This window comes from Caballeronia sp. GACF4, assembly GCF_023631025.1.
GTDB lineage: Bacteria > Pseudomonadota > Gammaproteobacteria > Burkholderiales > Burkholderiaceae > Caballeronia.
The window spans coordinates 172,282-196,851 of record NZ_JALQDW010000020.1 but is presented as its reverse complement, the minus strand read 5'-3'; the positions used below and the strand labels follow the sequence as shown (position 1 = coordinate 196,851).

27 protein-coding genes are annotated in these 24,570 nt (G+C 59.4%); 12 read left to right on the top strand and 15 right to left on the bottom strand.

All coding sequences use genetic code 11. The annotated features are described in order from the left end of the window. Window positions 1–60: 60 nt before the first annotated feature. The 5 genes from benD to catA all read right to left on the bottom strand — a co-directional run bounded on the left by benD (window position 61) and on the right by catA (window position 4,757). A complete protein-coding gene (benD, locus tag NCR40_RS20310; RefSeq protein ID WP_250510459.1) occupies window positions 61–837 on the bottom strand; it encodes a benzoate diol dehydrogenase BenD in 777 nt (258 codons plus the stop codon). Further along, window positions 834–1,856 (bottom strand): benzoate 1,2-dioxygenase electron transfer component BenC, encoded by a 1,023-nt coding sequence (benC, locus tag NCR40_RS20305; RefSeq protein WP_250510458.1) that lies wholly within the window; start codon window positions 1,854–1,856, stop codon window positions 834–836. The genes benD and benC overlap by 4 nt, the downstream gene beginning before the upstream one ends. Before the next feature lie 38 nt (window positions 1,857–1,894). Next, window positions 1,895–2,383: a benzoate 1,2-dioxygenase small subunit gene (gene benB / locus NCR40_RS20300; protein ID WP_250467602.1), complete on the bottom strand. Its 489-nt coding sequence runs from the start codon at window positions 2,381–2,383 to the stop codon at window positions 1,895–1,897. After that, complete coding sequence (locus tag NCR40_RS20295) at window positions 2,380–3,738, bottom strand: SRPBCC family protein (protein ID WP_250510457.1); 1,359 nt, start codon at window positions 3,736–3,738, stop codon at window positions 2,380–2,382. Before NCR40_RS20295 ends, benB begins: the two co-directional genes overlap by 4 nt. A gap of 83 nt (window positions 3,739–3,821) precedes the next feature. Next, a complete protein-coding gene (gene catA / locus NCR40_RS20290) occupies window positions 3,822–4,757 on the bottom strand; it encodes a catechol 1,2-dioxygenase (RefSeq protein ID WP_250510456.1) in 936 nt (311 codons plus the stop codon). A 175-nt stretch (window positions 4,758–4,932) separates the two neighbouring features. Here catA and NCR40_RS20285 point away from each other — a divergent pair, with 175 nt between their 5' ends. The 3 genes from NCR40_RS20285 (at window position 4,933) to catC (ending at window position 7,438) form a co-directional block, all read left to right on the top strand. Further along, complete coding sequence (locus tag NCR40_RS20285; RefSeq protein ID WP_244828892.1) at window positions 4,933–5,856, top strand: LysR family transcriptional regulator; 924 nt, start codon at window positions 4,933–4,935, stop codon at window positions 5,854–5,856. 104 nt (window positions 5,857–5,960) lie between these two features. After that, entirely contained in the window at window positions 5,961–7,088 is a 1,128-nt protein-coding gene (locus NCR40_RS20280) for a muconate/chloromuconate family cycloisomerase (protein WP_250467600.1), read from the top strand. 71 nt (window positions 7,089–7,159) lie between these two features. Then, window positions 7,160–7,438, top strand: a complete 279-nt coding sequence (catC, locus tag NCR40_RS20275; protein ID WP_250467599.1) for a muconolactone Delta-isomerase — start codon at window positions 7,160–7,162, stop codon at window positions 7,436–7,438. A gap of 15 nt (window positions 7,439–7,453) precedes the next feature. Here the strand turns inward: catC and NCR40_RS20270 are convergent, their stop codons facing one another. Then, the gene (locus tag NCR40_RS20270) at window positions 7,454–7,675 is read right to left on the bottom strand and encodes a hypothetical protein (protein ID WP_250467598.1); all 222 of its coding nucleotides are present in this window, start codon (window positions 7,673–7,675) and stop codon (window positions 7,454–7,456) included. A 296-nt stretch (window positions 7,676–7,971) separates the two neighbouring features. Here NCR40_RS20270 and NCR40_RS20265 point away from each other — a divergent pair, with 296 nt between their 5' ends. Beyond that, the gene (locus NCR40_RS20265) at window positions 7,972–8,256 is read left to right on the top strand and encodes a hypothetical protein (protein ID WP_244828888.1); all 285 of its coding nucleotides are present in this window, start codon (window positions 7,972–7,974) and stop codon (window positions 8,254–8,256) included. 72 nt (window positions 8,257–8,328) lie between these two features. Here the strand turns inward: NCR40_RS20265 and NCR40_RS20260 are convergent, their stop codons facing one another. The 5 genes from NCR40_RS20260 to NCR40_RS20240 all read right to left on the bottom strand — a co-directional run bounded on the left by NCR40_RS20260 (window position 8,329) and on the right by NCR40_RS20240 (window position 12,889). Beyond that, window positions 8,329–8,757, bottom strand: a complete 429-nt coding sequence (locus tag NCR40_RS20260) for a PaaI family thioesterase (protein ID WP_250510455.1) — start codon at window positions 8,755–8,757, stop codon at window positions 8,329–8,331. 61 nt (window positions 8,758–8,818) lie between these two features. After that, window positions 8,819–9,484: a DUF4286 family protein gene (locus tag NCR40_RS20255; RefSeq protein ID WP_250510454.1), complete on the bottom strand. Its 666-nt coding sequence runs from the start codon at window positions 9,482–9,484 to the stop codon at window positions 8,819–8,821. A 53-nt stretch (window positions 9,485–9,537) separates the two neighbouring features. After that, a complete protein-coding gene (locus NCR40_RS20250; RefSeq protein WP_250510453.1) occupies window positions 9,538–10,902 on the bottom strand; it encodes an MFS transporter in 1,365 nt (454 codons plus the stop codon). Window positions 10,903–11,001: 99 nt separating this feature from the next. Beyond that, window positions 11,002–11,817, bottom strand: a complete 816-nt coding sequence (locus NCR40_RS20245) for an IclR family transcriptional regulator (RefSeq protein WP_250510452.1) — start codon at window positions 11,815–11,817, stop codon at window positions 11,002–11,004. Window positions 11,818–11,941: 124 nt separating this feature from the next. Next, a complete protein-coding gene (locus tag NCR40_RS20240; protein WP_250510451.1) occupies window positions 11,942–12,889 on the bottom strand; it encodes a LysR family transcriptional regulator in 948 nt (315 codons plus the stop codon). A gap of 100 nt (window positions 12,890–12,989) precedes the next feature. On the opposite strand from NCR40_RS20240, the gene NCR40_RS20235 reads away from it, so the two are divergent. Both NCR40_RS20235 and NCR40_RS20230 read left to right on the top strand, forming a co-directional pair. Then, the gene (locus tag NCR40_RS20235; RefSeq protein ID WP_250510450.1) at window positions 12,990–13,649 is read left to right on the top strand and encodes an NAD(P)-dependent oxidoreductase; all 660 of its coding nucleotides are present in this window, start codon (window positions 12,990–12,992) and stop codon (window positions 13,647–13,649) included. Between the two features lie 79 nt (window positions 13,650–13,728). Next, window positions 13,729–14,151, top strand: coding sequence for an H-NS histone family protein (locus NCR40_RS20230; RefSeq protein ID WP_350029314.1), 423 nt, complete (start codon window positions 13,729–13,731; stop codon window positions 14,149–14,151). Window positions 14,152–14,221: 70 nt separating this feature from the next. Here the strand turns inward: NCR40_RS20230 and NCR40_RS20225 are convergent, their stop codons facing one another. Then, complete coding sequence (locus tag NCR40_RS20225; protein ID WP_250510449.1) at window positions 14,222–14,980, bottom strand: SDR family NAD(P)-dependent oxidoreductase; 759 nt, start codon at window positions 14,978–14,980, stop codon at window positions 14,222–14,224. A gap of 93 nt (window positions 14,981–15,073) precedes the next feature. On the opposite strand from NCR40_RS20225, the gene NCR40_RS20220 reads away from it, so the two are divergent. Then, entirely contained in the window at window positions 15,074–15,976 is a 903-nt protein-coding gene (locus NCR40_RS20220; RefSeq protein WP_250510448.1) for a LysR family transcriptional regulator, read from the top strand. Between the two features lie 28 nt (window positions 15,977–16,004). On the opposite strand, the gene NCR40_RS20215 is transcribed toward NCR40_RS20220, so the two are convergent. Continuing rightward, the gene (locus NCR40_RS20215; RefSeq protein WP_250467590.1) at window positions 16,005–17,405 is read right to left on the bottom strand and encodes a GntP family permease; all 1,401 of its coding nucleotides are present in this window, start codon (window positions 17,403–17,405) and stop codon (window positions 16,005–16,007) included. A gap of 296 nt (window positions 17,406–17,701) precedes the next feature. Between NCR40_RS20215 and NCR40_RS20210 the strand changes: the two genes are divergently transcribed. The 3 genes from NCR40_RS20210 (at window position 17,702) to NCR40_RS20200 (ending at window position 20,823) form a co-directional block, all read left to right on the top strand. Next, window positions 17,702–19,132 carry a sigma-54 interaction domain-containing protein gene (locus NCR40_RS20210; RefSeq protein ID WP_244828877.1) on the top strand — a complete coding sequence of 477 codons (1,431 nt, stop codon included), beginning with the start codon at window positions 17,702–17,704 and terminating at the stop codon, window positions 19,130–19,132. Between the two features lie 134 nt (window positions 19,133–19,266). Further along, window positions 19,267–19,521, top strand: a complete 255-nt coding sequence (locus NCR40_RS20205; protein ID WP_250492962.1) for a hypothetical protein — start codon at window positions 19,267–19,269, stop codon at window positions 19,519–19,521. Between the two features lie 78 nt (window positions 19,522–19,599). Beyond that, a complete protein-coding gene (locus tag NCR40_RS20200; protein WP_250510447.1) occupies window positions 19,600–20,823 on the top strand; it encodes a serine hydrolase domain-containing protein in 1,224 nt (407 codons plus the stop codon). A 6-nt stretch (window positions 20,824–20,829) separates the two neighbouring features. On the opposite strand, the gene NCR40_RS20195 is transcribed toward NCR40_RS20200, so the two are convergent. Then, the gene (locus tag NCR40_RS20195) at window positions 20,830–21,399 is read right to left on the bottom strand and encodes a lipocalin family protein (RefSeq protein WP_250492960.1); all 570 of its coding nucleotides are present in this window, start codon (window positions 21,397–21,399) and stop codon (window positions 20,830–20,832) included. A gap of 502 nt (window positions 21,400–21,901) precedes the next feature. On the opposite strand from NCR40_RS20195, the gene NCR40_RS20190 reads away from it, so the two are divergent. Then, window positions 21,902–22,882: an AEC family transporter gene (locus NCR40_RS20190; protein WP_250510446.1), complete on the top strand. Its 981-nt coding sequence runs from the start codon at window positions 21,902–21,904 to the stop codon at window positions 22,880–22,882. A 125-nt stretch (window positions 22,883–23,007) separates the two neighbouring features. Here NCR40_RS20190 and NCR40_RS20185 read toward each other — a convergent pair whose 3' ends face one another. Then, entirely contained in the window at window positions 23,008–23,247 is a 240-nt protein-coding gene (locus NCR40_RS20185) for a DUF4148 domain-containing protein (protein WP_250510445.1), read from the bottom strand. 726 nt (window positions 23,248–23,973) lie between these two features. Here NCR40_RS20185 and NCR40_RS20180 point away from each other — a divergent pair. Further along, complete coding sequence (locus NCR40_RS20180) at window positions 23,974–24,525, top strand: NADPH-dependent FMN reductase (protein WP_244828871.1); 552 nt, start codon at window positions 23,974–23,976, stop codon at window positions 24,523–24,525. Window positions 24,526–24,570 lie beyond the last annotated feature (45 nt).

The following is a 24,570-nucleotide window of genomic DNA, read 5'->3' as shown; positions in this document are numbered from 1 at the left end:
GTCGGTCACGGTGGAGTAAGGGGCCGTTGCGAACACTGAGCAGCAGCGTGTTCCTTGGCCTCACCCATTATCCCCACCCGCCACGGCCAGCACCGCACCCGTGATATACGCAGCCTCATCCGAGGCAAGAAAGAGAATCGGCGCGATCTGCTCGTCGAGCGTGCCGTAACGCTTGAAGAAGGTCGACTCGGTGACCTGCTTGACCGCCTCGCCCATCCATGCTTTCTCTTGCTCGCTATCGCCTGAGGCGTTACGAGGCACTCGTCGCGGAGGTGCCTCTGTCCCGCCAGGCGCAGCCGCAACGACGCGAATGTTGTACGCGCCGTACTCCATCGCAAGCGATTGAGTCATCGCGTTCACGCCGCCCTTCGCCGCGGAGTACGGTACGCGCCGAATCCCGCGAGTCGCATTCGATGAAATGTTGACGATGGTGCCGCAACCCTGCGCGAGCATGTACGGAAGCACGGCATGACACGCGTAAAGCGTTGGCATAAGCGAACGCCGAATCTCCGCATCGATATGCGCGGGCTCGAACTCCGCGAAAGGGCGCATGCGAATGGCGCCGCCCACGCCGTTGACGAGAATGTCGATCCGACCGAACCTTTTCTTTGCAAAAGCCATCGTCGATGCCGCACCGTCGTAGGTTTCGAGATCGGCGACAAACGCAGCCGCATCATCGCTTTGTGCTTCAGCGGCGACTTCCGCCACGAAGTCCGCTCGATCGACGAATAGAACCTTCGCTCCTTCCGCGATCGCACGAAGCGCAACGCCTCGCCCGATCCCTTGCGCCGCGCCTGTGACCACCATGACTTTGCCAGCGAATCGGTTGGTGTTCATGCGGTCTCCGGCGCGGCGTTAGGGGTGAACTTCTCGTAGTGAAAGCTATTCGGCTTCACGCCGGTATCGTCGAAGTACTTGCGCACGGCATCGACCATTGGAGGAGGACCGCAGAGATAGACATCGACGTCACCGTCATTCAATGACTCTGCCGACATGTGCTGCGTGACCCAGCCTTTGCGTGGATGATCCGATTCGGCATCGGCCACGACGGTGCTGTAAGTGAAGTGCGGGAGCTTCATGGCATACGCAGCTATTGCATCGGTTTGCACGAGGTCGAGGTCTCGCGTCACACCGTAGATGAGATGAACCCTTTGCTGCGCGTTCGTCCGGTATAAGACTTCCAGCATCGACAAGAAGGGCGCTAAACCAGTGCCACCCGCAAGAAAGAGCAACGGCCGCTCGACGGGGCGCAGATAGAAGCTACCCAGCGGCCCGGTCAATTGGGTCTTGTCGCCCGGCTGCGCGGATTCGAGCCAGGTACTCATCACGCCGCCTGGAATCTTTTTGATCAGGAAGCTGACCTTGCTTGCACCAGGCGCAGAAGAGAACGAATAGGAGCGATGCTGCCCGCTGCCCGGCACATCGATATTGACGTATTGACCGGCGAGGAACACAGGCGCGGCAGCTTCGACATCGAATTCGAGCACGACGGCTGCGTCGTTATGCGGTTCGACCTTCGCGACGGTCGCGGCAAATTTGCTTTGCTCGGTCTTGCACACTACTGACGATGCCGGCACTGCAATCACGCAGTCGCTTTGCGGCACCATCTGGCACGTGAGGACAAGGCCGGTTTCCTTTTCGTCGTCGCTTAGCGCGTCTTCGATATAGTCGTCGCCGAGGTCGTACGCGCCGCTTTCCGCGCGGCATTTGCAGGTGCCGCATACGCCGTCGGAGCAATCCATCGGCAAGTTGATCCGGGCTCGAAATGCGGCATCGAGGACCTTCTCGCCCGCCTTGCATTCGACAAAGCGAGTCACGCCGTCTTCGAAGTTCAATGCGATGTTGTAGCTAGACATGTTGTCTCCTGCTTCGTGTCTCGTTCCCATCAAGCACTTCAGACGTGATAGACGTCGAGTACCTGGCGGATATAGTCGTTCTTCAACGCAATCTTCTTGCTGGCAATCAAGAGACGGTCATCCACCTTGCGGAAGGTAACGAAAATGGTGCCGAAGAAATAGTCGGTCATCTTGTAGCGATGGCTCTGCGTATTGAAGTTGTAGCGCACGTCCACTTCATTCGCGCGTTCGGCCAGCAACTCGACGTTCGTCACGTTGTGGCTGGTGCGCGGTTCCGGCATCGACGCACCGCTGCGCTCGGTCTTGATGCGGAACACTCGATCTTCCAGGCCGCCGCGGTCGGCGTAGTACATCAAGGAGATTTGACTGTGCGGGTCGTCGGTGAGCTTGTCATCGTCGTCCCAGGCGGGCATCCAGTACTCGACGTCTTCGGTGTAGCAAGCGAGCCACTCGTCCCACTGACGGTCATCCAGAAAGCGCGCCTCTTGATAGAGCGCGGCACAGACCTTTTGATAGTCGATGCTCATACCGTCGCCTCCGTCTGTTCCTTGCGCAGAGCTTCGCGCATGACGTGCATCCAGTACTCGTGTTGCACCACGAAGAGCCCTTCGTCTTCGCTGCGCTCGCCCGAGATAAGCGGCTTCAGTCCCATGCCTTTTGCATTTGCATCGGGTCCGTGCACCCATAGCGGCGCGCCGCGCGACATGTCGTTCCACATCGATGTCGTGCTCGCATAGCCCGCCTGACACGCGCGAAATTCTTCGAGGTCGTCGCTCGTGCCCATGCCCGAGACGTTGAAAAAGTCTTCGTATTGACGAATGCGGATGGCACGGCTTTCCGCGCTCTCGCCTTTGGGTGCGAAGCAGAAGATGTTCACTTCGGTCTTGTCGACGCTGATCGGGCGGATCACGCGAATCTGCGTGCTGAACTGGTCCATCAAGAACACGTTCGGATACACGCAAAGATTGCGCGTCTGATTGACGATGTACTTCGCCTTTTCGTCGCCCACGCGTGCTGCGATCTCATCGCGATGTTGATACACCGGACGCACTTCCGGATTCATCGTGTTGGTCCAAAGCAGGATATGTCCATGCTCGAAGCCATATACGCCAGCGACGGACTTGCTCCAGCCGTTGGCATCGACGGCCTTCGTGCCTTCGACCTTGCGACGGCCCATGGTTGCAGCGTAGTTCCAGTGCACGGTGCTGACGTGATAGCCGTCGCAGCCGTTTTCCATCTGCATCTTCCAGTTGCCGTCGTAGATGTACGAGGAATTGCCGCGCAACACTTCGAGACCTTCAGGCGCCTGCGAGACGATCTGATCGATGATGACCTTGGTCTCGCCGAGATAGTCTTCGAGCGGCATGACGTCTTCGCTCAGGCTGCCGAAAAGGAAGCCACGGTAGTTCTGAAAGCGCGCAACCTTCTTCAAGTCGTGCGAGCCTTGCTTATTGAACTGCACCGGGTACTCGGTCGTCTTCTCGTCCTTGACCTTCAATAGCTTGCCTGCGTTGGAAAACGTCCAGCCGTGGAACGGGCACGTGAAGCTGCCCTTGTTGCCGTGCTTGCGACGGCAGAGCATCGCACCCTTGTGTGCGCAGGCGTTGATGACGGCGTGCAATTCGCCGACCTTGTCACGCGTGATGACGATCGGCTGACGGCCGATCCACGTGGTGTAGTAATCGTTGTTGTCTGGAATCTGGCTCTCGTGCGCGAGATACACCCAATTACTCTCGAAGATGTGCTTCATTTCGAGTTCATACAAATCGGCGTTCGTGAAAATATCGCGGCGGCAGCGGAACACACCGCTTTCCTTGTCATCCTGAACGGCGTTGTTCAGCAAGTCGTGCAGTTGTCGTGCTTTATCGATGGTTGCGGGCATGACTCGTCTCCCTATGCAGGCTCCGTGCGAAGCGCTTGCATCGGTTCAAAGAATTTGCGAAAGAGGTTTGGCCGCGTGGGCGGTTAAGCCACGACAGATACGCGAGGGCGATTGACCAGCTGGTTGTCCTTGCCTTGAACCAGCGGAGTCAACTCGATGTTGAATTCGATTTCCTTGTACGCGTCGGACTTGAGTCCCAGCGCAGCACCGCCCGTCTTCCCGCTCACGCGCGGCACGAGTTCTTCGCGAGTCGCATAGGCAAAATCATCCCAGATGAGCGGGTCGCCTTCGATGTTGATTTGCGTCGTGAGCTTGCGAGTCTTGTCGCTAGTCACGAAGAAATGCACGTGCGCCGGACGATTGCCATGGCGCGCGATGAGGTCGAGCAGTTGCTGAGTCGCGCCGTGCGGCGGGCAGCCGTAACCCACGGGCATGAGCGTGCGGAATTCGTACTTGCCATCGGCACCCGTCTTTACCGCGCCACGAAGATTGAAGGCGTCTTGCGCGCCCGTCGGGTCGAAGTGCGAATAGAAGCCCTTCGAGTTTGCGTGCCAGCATTCCACGACCGCATTCGGTACGGGCTTGCCATCCGGGCTCGTCACCGTGCCGCGGATGATGAGCGGACCCGCGTCTTCGTCCGCGTTGATGTCGATTCTGGAGACGCCATCACGCACCGGAGCGCCGGCAACGTACAACGGACCTTCAATGGTGCGCGGCGTGCCGCCGTGGATATCTGCTTCACGGTCTTCCGCATCCATGCGGATGTCGAGATACTTCTCGATACCGAGACCAGCGGCCAAGAGTGCAGCCTCGCCATCTTGTCCGAGCTTGTTGAAGTAGGTCACGCCGGCCCAGATCTCGTCGGGTGTCATGTCGAGGTCGTCGATGGCCTTGAAGAGGTCACCCAGCAAGCGATGAGTGATCTGCTTGGCGCGTGCGTTACCGTCCTTGCTTCCGAGATTCGCAGCGGCCTTCAAGAGGTCCTGCGCTTCCTTCGAATCGAACACTTTGACGCTCATTTGTCTGCTCCTGAATCTCTTGTTCGGTGGGGGTTAACCCTCGTTTTTCCGCAGTCCGTATAATGTTTGGAAGGTATGATCGGCGGCGAAAACAGAGTGTGATTGCAGAATAATGAGCCGCTAGAGCGCCGTCCAACACTGATTTGGTATCGGGCTATACCAAGGAGGTATAGAAATGGAATTGCGACACCTGCGCTATTTCGTGGCCGTGGCGGAAGAGCGGAACTTCACGCGCGCCGCGCAGCGGCTCAACATTGCGCAGCCGCCACTGAGCCGTCAGATTCAGCAGCTTGAAGAGACGCTGGGCGTTCAACTGCTCGAGCGCAACTCGCGGCCGCTCAAGCTGACAGAGACGGGCAAGTTCTTTTATTCGCATGCCGCGCAGCTGATTGCGCAGACGTCCGAACTCGAATCGATGACAAGGCGCGTTGGCAATATCGAACGCAGCTTGTCCGTTGGTTTCGTAGGCTCGACGCTATACGGCATGCTGCCCAAGATCATCCGCCGCTTTCGCGACGAAAATCCTACCGTCGAGTTGAGCTTGCATGAGATGTCGACGATGGACCAGCTTCGCGCGCTCAAGGACGGTCATATCGACGTGGGGTTCGGTCGAATCCGCAATGAAGACGCGAATATTCGCCGGGTCATTCTGCGGGAAGAAAAAATGATCGTGGCGCTTCCGCAGGGGCATGCGCTCTCGGTTCTCAAGCCGGTGCTCGCGCTGCGTGACTTGCTCAACGAAACGTTGATCGTCTATCCGAAGGCGCCTCGCCCGAGTTACGCGGACCAGGTGCTTGCCGCTTTCAAGGACCGGGCGCTCGAACCCCGGCGAATTTACGAAGTGCGCGAGCTGCAGATAGCGCTTGGTCTCGTGGCGGCGGGTGAAGGCATCTCGATCGTGCCGAGCAGTGTGTATGGCCTCAAGCGTGATGATGTGAGTTACAAGGACCTGGACGACCCCACGCTGGTTTCGCCCATCATCATGAGCATGCGAGCGCTCGACGAATCGCGCGACATTCGCGAGATGCTCGAATTGATTTATCGGCTCTACGATGAGGAACACGTGCCTTACGCGCCTCGCACCGACCGAGGGCGCTAAGTTTCGATACCTGGCGAGTATGGCATTAGACGTCGAAGGTCTTGGACAAGGTGTTATTCGCCGTTCGATACTTCGTTCAACCCATCCACTTCGCCATTCCAGGTATGAACCCTCACATCGAATCCGTCGAGGCGATACTGGTCGATTTACCGACCATTCGCGCGCATCAGCTTTCCATGGCGACGATGCAGCAACAAACCATGGTCATCATCCGCCTGCGTTCGAGCGATGGCATCGAGGGCATCGGCGAAGCCACGACTATCGGTGGCTTGTCTTACGGCGAGGAAAGTCCCGAGGGTATCAAGCTGACCATCGATACTTACCTGGCTCCGGCGCTCGTCGGACAGGACGCGAACAATATCAACGCGGTCATGCTCAAGCTGAACAAGGTCGCGCGTGGCAACCGCTTCGCCAAGTCGGGGATCGAGACGGCGCTGCTGGATGCGCAAGGCAAACGCCTTGGCGTGCCGGTGTCCACGTTGCTCGGTGGCGCGGTTCGCAAGACGCTGCCGGTGCTGTGGACGCTTGCCAGCGGCGACACGAATCGCGATATCGAAGAAGCCGAGATGCTGCTCGCCGAACGCCGCCACAATGTGTTCAAGCTGAAGATCGGCCGCCGCGGCGTGCGCGATGACGTCGCCCATGTCTCGAAGATAAAGTCGGCTTTAGGTGACCGGGCCAAGGTAACGGTAGACGTCAATCAGGCATGGAGCGAAGTCGATGCCACGCTCGGCATTGCAGCGCTGGAAGCGGCGGGCGTCGATCTCGTCGAGCAACCGACGCCGCGTGAGCATCGCGGCGCGCTTGCCCGGCTCGCCGCGCGATTCAACGTGCCCATCATGGCCGATGAAAGCGTGACCGGTCCCGAAGATGCCCTCGAACTCGTGCGCGACGCATGCGCCGATGTATTCGCGCTGAAGATCGCGAAGTCCGGCGGCATCTTCGGCATGATGCGCACGGCTGCGATTGCCGATGCAGCGGGCGTGCTGATTTACGGCGGGACGATGCTAGAAGGGAGTATCGGTTCCGTTGCTTCCGCACATGGCTTTAGCGCGCTTCCGCAACTCGCTTGGGGTACGGAGCTCTTTGGGCCGTTATTGCTCAAGGACGACATAGTGACCGCTCGTCCGCAGTATCGCGACTTCGATCTGCATATGCCGGCAGGTCCGGGGCTGGGGCTGCAAATCGACGAGGAAAAGCTGGCGTTTTATCGTCGCGACAAGAAGGCCTGAAGGTTCATTGCCGGATGAGACATGACGCTTGTTTTCGCATGCGGAATCAGCGTCGCCGCTTAGGAGGAAATATGCTGTATCTCGTAAGAATGGACGTGCATCTGCCGCACGACATGCCGCAAGCGCAAGCTGAAGACATCAAGGCTCGCGAGAAGGCGTATTCGCAGCAATTGCAGCGTGAAGGGAAGTGGCAGCAGTTGCATCGCGTGGTTGGTGAGTACGCGAATTTCAGCGTCTTCGACGTGGACTCGCATGACGAGCTTCATACGATCTTGTCCGCGTTGCCTTTGTTTCCGTTCATGACGATGCAGGTGACTGCGCTGGCGCATCATCCTTCTTCTATTCGCTAGCCGCGACTCACGCGATTAGTGATCTTTAGCCCCCTGACGCAAGCGCCTAAGCTGCGTGAACGCGTAGATTGCATAATCCTGAGCCGCGGCCGCCGGGTCCCAGTTGATTGCGCGGCCGATGTCGGGCCACGCCGCTCCGCCTTCCAGCATGCACTCGATAGTCGAAATGTGGCCTTGCGTGACGAGGCCAATTCGCACTTGCGAGTTCTCAGAGAGGTATTTGTTGGTCGTAGGCATGGCTCTGGCTGCTTTTCTAACTGTTGCTTCAATGGCATTACGTTGTCGGGACGTCACGGCTCCGCGTGCATCCTCGGACGCCTGGGCCATGCTTCTCGTGTACCAAAGTAACGTCACAGGGCTGCGGTTTCTATTCGCTACACCACACATCGGCGCGGCGGTCAAAAGGCTACTTACGGGGAATGGCGTTGGGCGTTTGAAGTCGCACGCTCCGACGCAATGTCTCGACGCATCTTCCGCCAAAGAAGGACGTTTCCGCGATGTGCGGTAAGCTAGAGGGCTTTGGGAGACACTTTATGACGCGTTACGTACAGGAAGAGCTCACCGACTTTTGGGGACGCCTGACACCTTACCTCGCGTTGCTCGAATCATCGCAAGAGGGCGATGCGGAACCCGTCAAGGGTCCGATTGGACGCGTAACTGTCGATACGCACGACCGCCAGGCCTTTGCGCTTCACACCACGGATGCAGTGCAGGCCGACGATGCCTCGGACACGCCGACAGGCCAAAGCGCAACGTACACGCGCACCAAGGCGATGGGCGGTGAGTGGGGACCGTGGCAGCGCGAAGCCTACGTTTAAAGCTTTAATTGAACGATGACACATTGCCAGTGGTTCCTGATCTCACCAGGGCCGCCGGCTTTCAACGGTGCTTCATACCTTCGAGGAAACCGTAGCGATGGTTGCCTGCATCACCGCTATCAATTTCGGCGCCGATTGAGCATCGCCAATAGCGAACACCTCACCGGTACAAACAGTCAGAAGCCTGCCAGCGTTGACGACCTTGCCCACGGCCACAAACGACGTTCCTATTGCGGGCCGCAGAAAATTCACCTTGAATTCCGCCGTCACCACGTCGTGCCCTTCCGGTGCCTTGGTTAAAGCGGCATAGCCACAAGCATTGTCCACGATGCTCGTAATCACACCGGCATGAGCGAAGCCTTGCTGCTGCGATAAAGCCGCTGAAAAGGGCAGACTGATTCGGACTTCGCCTTCGGATACCGACATCAATGTGGCGCCAAGCGTTTTCATCAAGCCTTGAGCAAAGAAGCTCGATGAAATTCTCGATTCGATATCGTTCATGTCGCGCGTTATGGATAGGCCGGGGATGCCTTTAGTCTAACGGCACTTAGGCTCGTGCGCCTCAAGGCTTATGGCAACTGAAGATGGCGTCGAACAACTCGAATTTTCCTTCGGTCGTCGGAAGCACGCGAGTTGCGTGAGTAATGGCGTTATCGAGCGATGCATGATCGAGCGCTTGTATCACGAGCAGCCCGCAAAAAGCGCCTTCCTGACTACGCCGCATCGACTTTTCTCGTGTGGCAATGGACGTTCCGTCGGTTTGTACCGTCATCGCTTGAACGGTGACGACCCAATCGAGCCGGGCCAAAGCGTCGATCAGTTCTTGCCCTGTCGAACCGGTCAACTCGTCCGGCATGATGTCTTCAAAGCGTGCGATGGCGATATGACTTCCATATCCGCCGACATGACCCCCCTTCAGCACCACTGAACCCCCGCCACGCCGGAAGCGCATCAGGTTCGGCATGATTCGTTGCGTCCATTCGCTCGGGTCGTTGAGACGCGAAAGATAGCCGGTACTCGACATCACGTTCGCAGTGTCGAGCTCGTAGAGCATGAGGTATTCCGAAGGCTTGCCTGCGCGACGCTTGAATACGCGGCCCGAACGAAATCCCGGCACGCCTACCCGCTCGAAGACATGTTCACGCGTGAGCCAGTGCAAGTAATCGGTTTCGTTGTGTGCTTCGATCGTGCTCCAAATGGCGAGCAAACCTGTGTGTCGATCGGTCATGTGCTTTCTCGCGGTATCGATTGAATGGTGGATGGAAGCGTGATTCACGCGTCTCAGTAAGTAGCCTGATGCGCGCTCGAATTCTGTTTGCCGATGACGTCGTCGGTGGAATCGAGCCGATTCATGTCGATGCCTTTCGTCTCCGGTCCGATCGCGATCATGCAAAAGGACAGCGCATTCAACGACGCCACGAGTGCGACCAATGCCCACGGCGAGCCGTGACTGAGATTCAAAAGCCACGTAGCGACAACCGGAATCGGGCCGCCTGCGAAGAGGCTTGCGCCGGTGAACGCGAGTGCCGATGCCGAGTATCGGACGTTCGTCGGGAAGGCTTCCGCAAACGCGACCGGCTGAATGCCCGTCTGAACCTGAACGAAGCCCATGAAGAGTCCCATGGCGATGGCCATCGTCGCAAAGTTCTTCGTGGCGAGCAGCGGGAAGTAGAACATCATGATGATGAACGTCGCTGCGGATGCGATGAGCAACGCGCGCTTTCGGCCGATGCGGTCGCTCAACAATCCGCCGAGAATGGAACCGGCGATTGCGCATGCGTTGCCGATCATCAGCAGCGTGAACCCAGTCTGCTTCGGCACGCCGAGCGAGTTCGTCAGATAACCGAGCGTGAACACGACCGCAAGATAGAACAGTGCCGTGGGGCCGCAGAAGAAGAGCATCATGCGAATGATGGTCTTGTAGTGAAGACGAAACGCGTCCTTGAGCGGGCTGCTTACGTTGGCTACCGCAGACTGCTTCATCTGCACGAATGCGGGCGTTTCCGACACGCGCAGACGAATGTAGATGCCGACGATCACGAGCAGGAAACTCATGACGAAGGGAATGCGCCAGCCGTAACTCGTGAAGGCATCGGCGCTCATTGTCCCCGAAAGAATCAACAGAACGGCATTCGCGAGGATCTGACTCAGCGGCGCGCACATGCCGATCAAGCCGGAATATTTTCCGCGCCGGTCCGCGGGCGCGTGTTCGAGCGCCATCAGTTGTCCGCCGGTGGATTCGCCACCGAGCGCGAATCCCTGGATGATGCGCAAGACGACGAGCAGAATGGGCGCGAGCATGCCGATCTGCAGATAAGTCGGAAGCAGGCCCATCAACACGGAGGTAATGCCCATCACCGAGACTGTGCCGAGCATGAGGTTGCGCCGTCCGATTTTGTCGCCGAAATGGCCGCAAATGATGGCGCCAAGCGGCCGTGCCGCGAGACCCACGCTGAAGGTCGCGAGCGACGCCAGCAGCGCGGAGTTTGGCTCCATGCTCGGGAAGAAGAGTTTGGGAAGCACCGTGGCCGCGACCGAACCGTAAAGCGTGAAGTCGAACCATTCGAGCGCCGTTCCGAGCGTGGCGGCGCTTACCGCGCGATTCGCCATGGAGCGTTGCGAGCCGTCCGCGTTTTCCATTCCCATTTGTGTCTCCTCCTGATGTGTCAGAACCGATCTTCGGGTTATATATTTAGTTATACGATTTAATGAGGACGCGTTTTCAACGCTTTGTTTCGCCGCGCATCAACTAGCGATGCTGACCGCGAAGTTAGGGCCTTTCATCGCCTGACGAAGCATGGGCGACACTCCGCTTGCTTCAGACAGCTCTTTCGACGTCGACATCAATGACGGCACGAGCTCTTTCATCTTTGCGTCGGTCAATCGCGACATGGGTCCCGCGATGATGAGAATTGCGCGAACCTCGCCGTTCTCGGCATGCACGGTTGTCGCCATCGAGCTCATCGCAGGCAAGAACATGTCGTGCGTGGTTGCGTAACCGTTGGCGCGGGCGGCATCGATATGCGGAATCAGTGCCTTGAACGTCGTGGGCGCGTTCGGGCCGAAATCCGACGGCACGCCGAATCCCTGTTTCGATACAAGCCGCATGACTTCTTCGTCGCTCTTGCCCGCGAGCCAAATCATTCCCGCCGCGCTGCAGGACAACGTAACGGGGCGTCCCATCTCCGGGTCGTAGCGAATGCCTTGCCGCGCGCCTTGCGCCTTCGCGACATAGATCAGTTGTTCGCCATCGACGATTGCAAGCCGCACCAACTCTCCCGATGTCGATGCGAGACGCTCCAGAATGGGCTGCGCTATATCGACGACGCCGCCCGCGCTCAAGAAACGCAGTCCAAGCGACGGCATCTTCATGGTCAGCGTGAATTCGCCGCGCCGTTCGTCTTTGCGAACGTAGTCCTGCTCCATGAGGTCGGCGAGCAAGCGGTGCGTCGCCGTAATGGGCAGGTCGAGACTCGTCGACAACTCGGAGAGTGTCTTGCCCTCCGGCGAGTTGGCAAGCTCTTCCAGCACACGAAGAATGCGTTCAGCGACGGCGCTCATGGTCGGGGCATCGGACGGTTGTTGTTCGTCGGATCGGGTATGCGTGCCATTTTAGTGAAAAGTCTTTGCAAATTGCAAACTCTTTTCACTTTTATGTCTTAGACGTTTTTGGGGCGCGGGGTGTTCACCTATCCCGAGTCGACGAAAGACGGGTGAAGTAAGCCTTCAACGCTTCGACCGCTGCGCGAACCTTCGCAGGCTCGGTGCTCTTCTTCGGCGATACCAACGTCACCGGTAGCACAGGAAGCCGCCAGTCTGGAAGCACATGAACGAGCGTCCGACGCTTGATCGAGCTTTGCGCGTCGATATATGCCAAGCGCGCAATGCCTAAACCTTGTTCGCAGATCTGTTGAACCGTGGGTTGTGTAGTGCTTGCAATGCGCACTGGCGCGCGCACCGTCTCTTTCACGCGCTTGTCTCCTTGCAAACCGAGGACGAGCGAAGGTGCGTCATCGTCGGGCGTGCTGGCGTTCTGGCCGGATTCGTCCAGTTCGCGTTCCAGCGATATCCAATGATGCGTCGACAGTTCTTGCGGACTTTGCGGCGTGCCGTGACGCTGCAAGTACGCCGGCGAGGCGCAGAGAATCGTTTCGAGTTCGCAGAGTGGACGGCCGACCCAACCGGAATCCGCGAGCTTGCCAACGCGAATGGCGATATCGACGCGCGCATCGATGAGATCGACCATCTCGTCGCTGACCAAAAGGCGCAGTCGCAACTTTGGCCACGTGGAAAGGACCGGAGCCAGCGCGGGCGCGATATACGACCCGAAGCCAATCGGCGCGGCGACGCGCAATTCGCCGGTTGGCGCGTCCCGTGCCTGAGCGAGCGATTCGGACGCTGCTTTCCACGCCTCGATCAACCTCAGGCAATGGGCGTAACAGCGCTCGCCGTCCTCGGTCAGCGTCAATTTGCGCGTCGACCGATGAAGCAAGGTCACACCGGATTCCCGTTCAAGCGCCTTGATTGCCTGACTCACCGCCGATGCACTCATCCCCAGACGCGCGGCGGCAGCGCTCATGGAACCGTGGGAGACGGTCTCCGCGAAGATCACGAACGGCCGAAGGTCATTCATTTTGAAGTGTGACTTAAATTTGATTGTCGATTTCCGCGGATTATAAATCGCTGCTTGAGAAGCTAGCATCCTCGTATCGCTATTTTTTAGAGGATGTCACGTGAAAGTCGCTCTCATTGGTTCGACCGGTTTTGTTGGAACGCATCTCAAGAAAGAACTTCTTCAACGAGGCCACGAGGTCACGGTATTGCTTCGCAACGCCGCAAGCGCGGCGTCGTCCGAGCGTCTCAAAGTCGTTGTCGGCGACGCGTATTCGTGGGAGTCGGTTGCGAACGCGGTGCGCGGTCACGATGCCGTGGTGTCCGCGTTCAACCCCGGATGGAGCGACCCCGAACTGTTCGAGAACTTCACTCGCGGCAATTCGGCAATCGTTCGCGGCGTCGAGGCAAGCGGCGTTCGGCGCTATGTGGTCATTGGCGGCGCCGCGAGCCTGTTCGTCGCGCCTGGCGTGCAACTCATCGATACCGACGAGTTCAGTTCGCATGTGCCGGCGAACATCATTCCGGGCGCAACCGCCGCCCGCGACGCGCTCAATGCAATTCGCGGCAACACGGTCCTGGATTGGACTTTCGTAAGCCCGCCCGCTTTTCTCGAAGAAGGTGAGCGCACGGGTTCTTATCGACTTGGCTCGGAGAACCTTTTAATGGATGGCGACAAGCCGGCCGGCATCTCCGTCGCCGATTTAGCGGTCGCAGTGGTCGATGAACTGGAGAATCCAAAACACGTCAGAGCCAGATTCACGGTTGCGCGCGAACTTTAAGCATTCGAAGGCACTGCGAGATTCCATGCGTGGACGTAAGAGGCTAAACGGACGAGCAGACTCGTTTCGAGTCCATGGCTTGCGCGAGAAGTCTTATAATGCTTCTACTCCACGCATCGATGGCGATACGGCTCATCGAACAAATACTACGCACATGGCTTATCAAAACCCTGAAATTACCCGCCTCGTCGCGCAGCAGCAAGCGCTGGAGCGGCAGTTGAACGAAGCTAAAGAACAAGAGACGCAGCTCGTACTGAAGGAAATCGTTCAGAAGATGCGTCAGTACGGTATTTCGCTTAACGAATTGTTTGGCCCGAAGTCGGGCGCCCAGCGCGCCGACGCCCCGGCGAAATATCGCGACCCGGTAAGCGGCGCGACCTGGAGCGGCCGCGGCCGCGCGCCGCAATGGATTGCCGGGAAAGACCGCGACGAGTTTCTCGTCGACAAGGGCGAAAATGTCCGCGCGATGGTTCAAGCCGCGCTATTCCCCGAAAAGCATTAAGTCGAAAGAAAGCTCGCCCGCGCCCGCTTCGAACCACGGGCGCAGCGATCTATTCTCCTGTGCGTAGGCGTTAAATCGCCATGCCGCCCGACACTTCAATACGCTGAGCGTTGATCCACCGATTATCTTCGGAGAGCAGCGACGCGATCATCGGGCCAATGTCGTCGGGCAATCCGGCACGGCCCAGCGCCGTCATGTCGGCAATGCGCTTATTCAACTCGGCATTATCCCGCACTATTCCGCCGCTGAAATCGGTCTGAATAGCACCGGGCGCGACCACGTTTACTGCGATCCGGCGCGGCGCGAGTTCCTTCGCCATGTATTTCGTCAATACTTCGACCGCGCCCTTAAGCGAGCCGTAAGCGCCGCTTTCCGGTACGATGATTCGCGTCAGCCCGGAAGACAAGTTGACGATCTTCCCGCCGTCGCGAATAAGCGGCAGCAGTTTCTGCGTCAAAAAGAACACGCCTTTGAAGTGCACGTTATATAGGCCATCCAATTCTTCCTCGGTCGTTTTCTCGATGCTGTTGTGATGTGATGTACCCGCGTTGTTGATGAGGAAATCGAAGCGTTCTGCTTTCCATTCGGCCAGAGTTTCGCGGACCTTGCCGATAAAGCTATCGAAGGCGCCGACGTTTCCGGTGTCTAGCTGAAGCGCCACTGCTTTTCGACCGAGATCGGACACGGATCGGATGACGTTTTCAGCTTCCTCGCGATTCCGGTGATAAGTAAAGATAATATCGACGCCTCGCTTGGCGAGATTCAGCACTGTGTTTCGGCCTAAGCCCCGGCTGCCGCCGGTGACAATCGCAATCTTTTCTGCGGACATGTTTGCTCTCCTGTGACAGGAGACAGAATAGCCAACCGAGCCTCGAAAGATAACGTGCTCGAGTCTGCACAGGGTGTATTGAAAGAGCGAACAATGGGACCCAACCTCAAGGAACTGGAAGCATTCGTGGCCGTCGTCGAAGCGGGCGGTTTTCGCGATGCCGCGCGCGCCATCGGCAGCAGCCCTTCCGGCGTAAGCGAAGCGGTGCGCCGTCTCGAAGCCCGCACCGGCGTGCGTTTGCTTCATCGCACGACACGCAGCGTCACGACGACCGAAGCGGGCGCGCGGCTCTTGGCTCGACTCAAGCCCGCGCTCGATGGCCTCGACGCAGCGCTGGACGTGGTGAACGGCTTTCGGGACAAGCCAGCTGGCAAGTTGAAGCTGAATGTGCCGGTGGTCGCGGCCAAACTCATCCTGCCGCGCCTGGTGCCGGCGTTTCTCGCGGCTTACCCGGATATCGAACTGGAGGTGATTGCCGACGATGGCTTCATCGACCTGATGGCGGAAGGATGCGACGCAGGCATTCGCTACGGCGAACGTCTGGAGCAGGACATGATCGCCGTTCCTATCGGTCCGCGCGAGCAACGAATGGCGCTCGGTGCGTCACCCGCTTATCTGGAGCGTCGCGGTCGTCCTCAGCATCCGAGCGAACTCTTGCAGCATGCGTGTGTGCGCTATCGCTTCGCGAGCGGCGCGATGACCACATGGGAATTCGAGCGCGACGGCGAGCACATTCGCGTCGAGCCGAGCGGCCCGCTCATCGTTCGAGCGGGCGCCGCAACCGATCTTGGAATAGATGCCGCGCTGGCGGGTTGCGGCATCGTGCAACTCTTCGACGACTGGATGAAGCCGTTCTTCGAGAACGGCTCGCTCGAGCCTGTGCTCGAACCTTGGTGGCAGCGGTTTCCGGGGCCGTTTTTGTACTATTCCGGTCACCGCTACGTGCCGACGCCGCTGCGTGCGTTTCTGGATTTCATCCGCTCGGCGTCGTTCTGAAGCGCGACGCGAACAGCACTTCCAACTCTCAAACCAGCCCCGTCATGTAATACACCGCGATCACGAAGAACACCGCGAGCGTCTTGATGACCGTCACCGCAAAGATGTCGCGATACGACTCCCGATGCGTCAGACCCGTCACCGCGAGCAGCGTGATGACGGCGCCGTTGTGCGGCAAGGTGTCCATGCCGCCGCTTGCCATGGCCACGACGCGGTGCAGAACTTCCAGCGGAATATGTGCGGCTTCGGCGCCCTTGATGAAGGTATCGGACATGGCGGCCAGCGCGATACTCATGCCACCCGACGCCGACCCCGTGATGCCCGCGAGCGAACTCACCGATACCGCCGCATTGACGAGCGGATTCGGAATGCTCTTCAGCGCATCGGAGACGACGAGAAAACCCGGCAACGCGGCGATCACGCCACCGAAGCCATATTCCGACGCCGTGTTCATCGCCGCGAGCAAAGCGCCCGCGACGGCTACGCGCGTGCCCGTGGCGAAGCGATCTTTCACGCGCGAGAAAGCCGTCAGCAACACGAGCACGATGCCGAGCAGCAGCGCGCCTTCGACTGCCCAGATCGCGACGACCGTCTTGACGGCCGTGGTCACGGGCGCATGCACGCCGGGCAGCACTTCCGGCGCGATGGTATAGCTCGCGCCGTACCACGTCGGAATCCACTTCGTGAGCGCGAAGTTGGCGACGCCCACGAGAATCAGCGGCGCAATCGCCAGCGCCGGATTCGGCAGATTGGTCGACTCGACGCGCTCAGGCTCGTTCACGAGCGAGGTGCCGTAGCCTTCGCCCGTGGCCATCGCGCGGCGGCGGCGCCATTCGAGAAACGTCAGTCCCACCACGATGATGAACACCGAGCCGATCACGCCGAGCCACGGCGCGGCCCAGCCAGTCGTCTTGAAGAACGTCGTCGGGATGATGTTTTGAATCTGCGGCGTGCCCGGCAGCGAATCCATCGTGAACGAGAACGCGCCGAGTGCAATCGCGCCCGGCATGAGGCGCTTGGGAATATTGCTCTGCCTGTACATCTCCGCCGCGAACGGATACACGGCGAACACGACCACGAACAGTGACACGCCGCCGTACGTGAGCAGCGCGCACACCGCGACGATCACCGCATTGACGCGCGACTTGCCGATATAGCGAATCGCGGCGGCAACGATCGACTCCGAGAATCCCGACAGTTCGATGACCTTGCCGAACACCGCGCCAAGCAGGAACACCGGGAAGTACAGCTTGACGAAGCCAACCATCTTCTCCATGAAGATGCCCGAAAACACGGGCGCGACGGCTGCCGGATCGGTCAGCAGAACAGCCGCGAGCGCGGCGATCGGCGCGAAAAGAATGACGCTGTAACCGCGATAAGCGGCCAGCATCAGGAACGCCAGGGCGGCGAGCACGATGATGAACGACATGGAGTCTCCATTGATGTTTTGTTATCACGGGTCTCTCTTGAAGACCCTCGACGCGATTGATCGCGCGCCGCGCGGGCAAATGCAGCTTCCGTGCCATCCGCGTAGTCACAGGGCTTTGCGCTCGTTTGACCATGCATGAAGGCCGCAAATGCATTCGGAATGTCTCTGTGCCGAGACAAACTCTCGCGCGTCACGGTCGGGCATGCGCCTCGAAGCCTAGCAGATTGCCCCAATGCAGGCAGTCTCCCGTTTGAGATATCCTGTCTCGATAAAGAGATATCGGAGACAAACGCAGCATGCTCAACGACTGGATCAACGTTCCCCTGGACTATAGCGACGTCATGCGCCGCGCGATGGAATCGCTTTTCAAGACCTTCGAAAATTTGAGCGAAGGCACCTTCATCGTCGATGCGGACGCCCGCGTCGTCTGGATCAACAAGCGCTACGCGGCGCGCTTCGGTTTCCCCGATCCCACCGACGTAATCGGCCTCGATTGCGAAGCGGTCATTCCCAATAGCCTGATGCGCGAAGTCGTCGCGACCGGCAAGCCGATTCTGCTCGACGTGCTGGAGACCGACCGCGAACCGCTCGTCGTCACGCGTTTGCCGCTGAAGGACGAGCAGGGCGCGACCGTTGGCGCCATCGGCTTCGCGCTCTTCGACGAGATGAAAGCGCTCACGCCGCTTTTCGCGCATTACTCGCGCGTGCAGCAGGAACTCATCGCGACGCGCCAGTCGCTCGCGCAGGCGCGGCGCGCCAAGTACACCTTCGCGAGCTTCGTCGGCACGAGTGCGGTGAGTCTCGAAGTGAAGCGGCAAGCGCGGCGCGCGGCGCTCGTCGACTCGCCGGTCTTGCTGCTCGGCGAAACCGGCACCGGCAAGGAGCTGCTTGCACACGCGATCCACGGTGCCTCGACACGCGCCGCGAAGCCGCTCGTCACCGTCAACGTGGCCGCGATTCCCGATACCTTGCTCGAAGTCGAGTTCTTCGGCGCGGCGCCTGGCGCGTACACCGGCGTGGAGCGCAAGGGACGCGTCGGCAAATTCGAACTCGCCGATGGCGGCACGCTGTTCCTCGATGAAATCGGCGACATGCCGCTGCCGTTGCAGGGCAAGCTCTTGCGCGTGCTGCAGGACAAGGAATTCGAGCCGCTCGGGTCGAACCGCATCGTGCGGGCGGACGTTCGCATCATCGCCGCGACTTCCGCCGATCTGCCCGCGCTCGTCGCGGCGGGGCGCTTTCGCGCGGACCTGTTTTATCGCCTGAACGTGCTGACCATTCACGCGCCGCCCTTGCGCGAGCGTCCGGGCGATATCGAAGCGCTCGCCTATGCCATTCTCGAAGACCTGTCGGGCGAGGCGCGCACGGGCCGCATCCGCCAGTTCGTGCTGCATGAAAACGCGCTGCGGCTGCTAGCCGGTTACGCCTGGCCGGGCAACGTGCGCGAGCTTCGCAACACGCTCGAACGCGCGCTCATGCTTTCCGATAGCGAACATATCGATGCCCGCGCGCTCGCAGGCTTCATCGATTCGACACCGGCCGCGCCCGCGCCGCCAGTCGAAAGCGCGTCCATGCCCTATGCCGCCGCGATGACCGACTTCGAACGTCGCTTCCTGTCCGACGCCCTGCGCGCGAACAATGGCCGCGTGGCGGAAACGGCGGAACGCATCGGTATCGGGCGGGCGACGCTTTACAAGAAGATCGCCGCGTTGGGCATCGACGTATAGGAAACGTAAAGGCATGTGAGATTGTGTCAAACGTGAGCGCGCGCACATTTGCGGCAATCGTCGCGAAAGGCCGGCGTGGCATACTCGCGAAGGCATCGACATCGAAAATAACGACTGAAAACAAGGGGTAAGGGATGAAACTCGGCACTGCGATCGGCTTTTCCGTGATGCTCGCCGCGAGTGCATGGGCACTCGCCGGATGCAGCAGCGCGCCGCCTCTTTTCTCAGCCGATGGCCGTCCCACTCAGCTCGTGCAATGCCCGGTCTACGGTGGCTGGCGTCTTTGCACCGACAACGCGAAGGTCGCCTGCCCCGGCGGCTACGACGTGCTCGAACAATCCAGCGCCGACAACCAGAACGGCTTGTTGATCGCCTGCAAGGCAAACTAGCTGGAACCCGTCGCGCGCTTCCTCATCGAAGCGTGATGCCGCATGCGGCGTCTTTCTCTGTTCTTCGAAGGAGCACCGATGTCCAACGCCGGTTTCGATTCCGCGCGCCTTGCCGAAATGCGCGCCGCCATGCAACGCTTCGTCGATTCCGGTGAGGTCGCGGGCATCGTCACGCTCACCTGGCGGCGCGGCGAGATTGCACAAGTGGATGCGCTCGGCTGGCGCGACACCGGCACGCGCACCCCGATGACGCGCGACACGCTGTTTCGCATTGCGTCGATGACCAAGCCGGTGACGAGCGTCGCCGCGCTCATGCTGGTCGAGGAAGGCCGTCTTGCGCTCGAAGCGCCGGTGGCAAAGTGGTTGCCCGAACTGGCGAACGCGCAGGTGATGCTCGACCCCGAAGGCCCGCTCTCGCAGACCGAGCCGGCGCGCACGCAAATCACGCTGCTCGACTTGCTCACGCATCGCGCGGGCTTCGCATATCACTTCACCGCGACGGGCGAACTCGCCGCCGCGTACGAGAGCGTATTCAACGGCTTCGACACGATGGTCGATCCCGCGAGTTGGCTGGAACACGTCGCCAGAATTCCGTTGATGTTTCATCCCGGCGAGCGCTGGCAGTACGGCGTGTCCACGGATGTACTCGGCGCGCTGGTGCAGCGCGTGTCAGGCATGCCGCTCGGCGAGTTCTTCCGCACGCGCATCTTCGAGCCGCTTGGCATGCACGACACGGCTTTTGCCGTGACGCCCGAACAGGCGACGCGGCTTGCGACGTCCTATGTCGTCGATTCCCCGGGCGCGCAACCAGTGGTGGAGGATCATCCTTCGTCGAGCCGTTGGATCGACGCCGCGCGTTATCAAAGCGGTGGCGGCGGGCTCGTGTCCACCGCCGACGACTATCTGCGTTTCGCGCGCGTGTTGCTTGGACGCGGCCGTCTGCAAGGCGATGCTAAAGAGCGCGCAGCAGGTCCGCGGCTTCTGTCGCACAAGTCCGTCGACTTGATGCGCTCTAACTTTCTCACGCCTGCGCAGCGCGAGATCCCGGCGTTCGGCTATCCATTGTGGCGCGCGCAGGGTTTCGGCCTCGGGCTGTCGGTTGTCGACAATCCGGCGTTTCAGTTGCCCGCGGGATATCGTTCGACGGGTTCGTTCAGTTGGCCGGGCGCGCTTGGAACAAGCTGGTTTGCCGATCCCGTCGAGGACATGATCGGCATCATGCTCATTCAGCGGCGTGCGCTCGAACCGTTCCCGCTCGCGCGCGAGTACGAGCGGCTCGTGTATGCGGCTCTCGACGACTGACCGTTGTCAGCTTTGCTGCGTCTCCCGCAGCATCGTCACGTCGTAGCCGAGTGCGCGCGTGCGCTCAATCAGCGAGCGCCGCATATCGGGCGATGGCCGCGCGTCGCGCGTCAGAATCCACAGATAGCGGCCGGTCGGTTCGCCGACGATGGACCAGCTGTAGTCGTCGGCGTGATCGAGAATCCAATAGTCGCCGACATAGAACGGCCCGAAAAACGACACCTTCAGCTTCGTTCCGTTCGATCCCGCAACGATCTTCGCGCGTCCTTCCGATGTTTTATATGGCCCGCTCAAGCCGCCTTCGTGGCATGCGTTGATGACCGAGACGAGCCCGTCTTCGCGACGCGCATAGTTCGCGGTCACGCCTTCGCAGCCGCGTTCGAAGCGGTTTTCGTAGCGGGCGAACTCATGCCAGTGGCCGAGGTATCGATCGAGATCGACAGCCTTCGAAGGCTCGGGCACGTTCTCGTTGCCGCTCTTGCGTGCGCCGTTCGTGGCGCATGCCGCAAGCGCCGCAACGCCGCCAAGCGTGATGAGCGCAGCGGCGCCGTAGATCCATGGACTTCTGATTTTCATGTTGCGCGTCTGCTTTTGATTGCGAAGACCTAGCATTGAGCAAACTTCATTCCGATGTTTTTGCACTCCCGGAAAGCCTCACCTTTCGAGCGTCGGAAAAGGCTTTTGCATGTCTCCCGAGGTTGCGGCATCAAATGCAACTCCTTGTCCCATATCGTTTTTCGTTCGTCGAAAGCTAAGCCGAGGTCGATTCGACTAGTCGTTTTGACGCGCTCCTGTATTCGCTCACCTCAGGCAAACGGCTGTACGGACGGAGCGCATCAGCGGTCTTCCAGGGTCGAATTGGCGTGCTGGTTGGCACTTTTCGACGTCAAGATGAAAACGTTACAGAACAACGGCTTGTCGACAGAACTTAGAGCACATTAAAACGTTTCGCGGTACGGATAAACTTTGAAGCGTGAGCCTTGGGCGGATCTCGCGGCTCACCATCGCACCGCTCCCGAAATGCCTCACCTTTTTGACAGCGGTTATTCTCTCGGCTCCTTTCTGTTGAAGCCTTGTCATGCCATCGCCGGATCATCTGCATTTCGCTTTCTCTTCGCTGTCTTCGCTTCTCACGCCGCTTTTCACCATCATCCTGCCGGTCTTCGGACTCATCTTCGCGGGCTACGCGTGCCGCAAGCTCAACAAGCTCGGTCCCGCCGCCGCATCGGAACTGAACCGCTTCGTCGTCTATCTCGCGTTGCCCGCGTTGCTCTTCGACACGATGTCCAGGACGCCGTGGAGCATGCTCGATCAACCGGCGTTCATCGCGGTGTTCGGCATCGGGTCAGCCGTGGTGTTCGTGCTTACGCTTATCGCGCGGCTCATGCGTGCGCGTCCGCTCGCCGATGCCAGCATCGACGGACTCAACGCTGCTTATGCGAATACCGGTTTCGTCGGCTTGCCGCTTTGTTTGCTGGCGTTCGGCAAGGAAAGTCTCGCGCCCGCCGTCATCGCAACGATCATCACTGTGTGCGTGCTGTTCGCGGTGGCGATCGTGCTGATCGAACTCGGCTTGCAAAGCGAAAAGCACATCTTCTGGACGCTATGGCGCGTGGCGAAGTCGCTTGGCAAGAACCCTCTTTTGATCGCGCCGCTTGCGGGCACGTTGCTGAGCGGTTCGGGCGCGCACGTGCCGGATGGCGCCGAAGCATTTCTAAAGCTGCTGGGCGGCGCGGCGAGTCCTTGTGCGCTGGTTGCGCTCGGACTCTTTCTCGGCGCGAAAGGCGAGGCGCGCAGTCTTCGAACGACGGGCGCACTCGTCACGCTCAAATTGATCGCGCAGCCCTTGCTGACTTACTGGCTGGCGTTTCATGTCTTCAGCATGCCGCCGCTATGGTCGAAGACCGCCGTGATTTTGAGCGCGCTGCCAACCGGCACCGGTCCGTTCATGCTCGCGGAGTTTTATCGACGCGATGGCGGCGTCACGTCGAGCGCCATTCTGTTTTCCACGGTGCTCTCGCTCGTCACCGTGACGTTTTGTCTGACCGTGCTGCTTTGAACCGGCTTCGCCCGCATTCGACCCGTCGCTCGCCCGCGATAAAAAATGCCCGGCGCGCGGGCGTCGGGCAAAGCCACCTTCTGTTCGATGGTGGAGGAGGGCCGGTTTGTTCTGCCTGTCCTTAATTACTGTGCGCTGCCATCGCTGCGAGTGTTGGCTCGCACTTGCGCATGACGTTCCTGATACGGCCGCAGTTGCGGATAGCTCAATGCGTTGACCGCTTCGAGATCGCCCGCGCGACGGGCGCTCGCCAGTTCCGCTTTCACTTCCGCACGCGATTTTGCGCCGTAAGCCGATTGAGCGAAGGCCGGAGCCGTTGCAAGAAGCGCGGAGATGAGCAGGCCGCCGATAAGTGTGTTTTTCATGGAAGAACTCCTGGATTCGCTTGCGTCCGGTTGACGCTTGAAAAAAGTCTAGGAGTTTTCCTATTGGACAAAAATACCCATTGAGCCAACACATTGTTGTCGGGAATGGTTGAATGCCGACGCACGAATCGCAGGTTGGCGGGTGTTACCTAGCGCGATTCTTACCATGCTGGTAAGAATAAATTGAGCTTTGTGGGCTTTTTATGCGGATGCTTCATAGATAGAGTCACGGCATCGATCGAACACGGTCGGCCAAACACTCATTCTGGAAATGTCAAATGAAGCGCATCCTTTCTGCTGTCCTCGCGTCGCTGGCCCTTTTTTCGGCAGTCGGCGCAGCGCAAGCCGCCGATTCGAATCCGACATCCTGCCAAGGTCCCGCATCGCAATGCAGCGTGTTTTTCGGCCACTGATCTGCCGAGGCGCAGCGGTTCGAACGCACTGAAATCATGCTCTTATCGGGGGAATGTTTCGTCAAAGTAACATTTTCGAACCATCTTTTCGGCAAACACCGAGTTATCCACAGTTTCTGTGGATAACAGTGGGGATAATCGGCCACAAACCTCGCAACAATGCGGGGGGAACTGGGTTGCTCAAATCATCGCAAAAATAGGCAGTCTGTTTGGTTCGTGACGGCGGTCAGACGGCTCGCCTATGATGTTGACTCGAAGCCGCGTCGTGTTTTTGCACGCGGATTTGTTGGCATCCTTCATGGAGCAAAACCTCATGGCCTACAAGATTGCGGTGGTCGTCGGAAGTCTGCGACGGGAGTCGTTCAACCGGCGGCTTGCGCACGCAGTCGAATCGCTCGCACCGGAAGATTTCTCGTTCGAGCATCTCGATATCGCCAGCCTGCCGTTGTACAGCCAGGACTACGACAGCGACTATCCCGAAGTCGCGGTGAAATTCAAGCAGAAGATCTCGGAAGCAGACGCGCTCCTTTTCGTCACGCCGGAATACAACCGCTCGATTCCGGGCGTGCTCAAGAATGCGATCGATTGGGGTTCGCGGCCGTGGGGCCAAAGCGCCTGGGGCGGCAAGCCGGGCGCGGTGATCGGCACCTCGGTGGGCGCGATCGGTACGGCTATCGCGCAGTCGCATCTGCGTGGCGTGTGCGCGTATCTCGACATTGCAATGCTCGGTCAGCCCGAGATGTACATCAAGCACGATGACTCGCGTATCGATGCGAACGGCGCAATCGTCAGTGACGACACGCGTAAGTATCTGCAAACCTTCGTCGATAAATACGTCGCGTGGGTCAAGAAAATCGCCGGATAAGAAGGTGTTCCAAAACGAATCGGCCCGCGCGTGCGGGCCGATTCG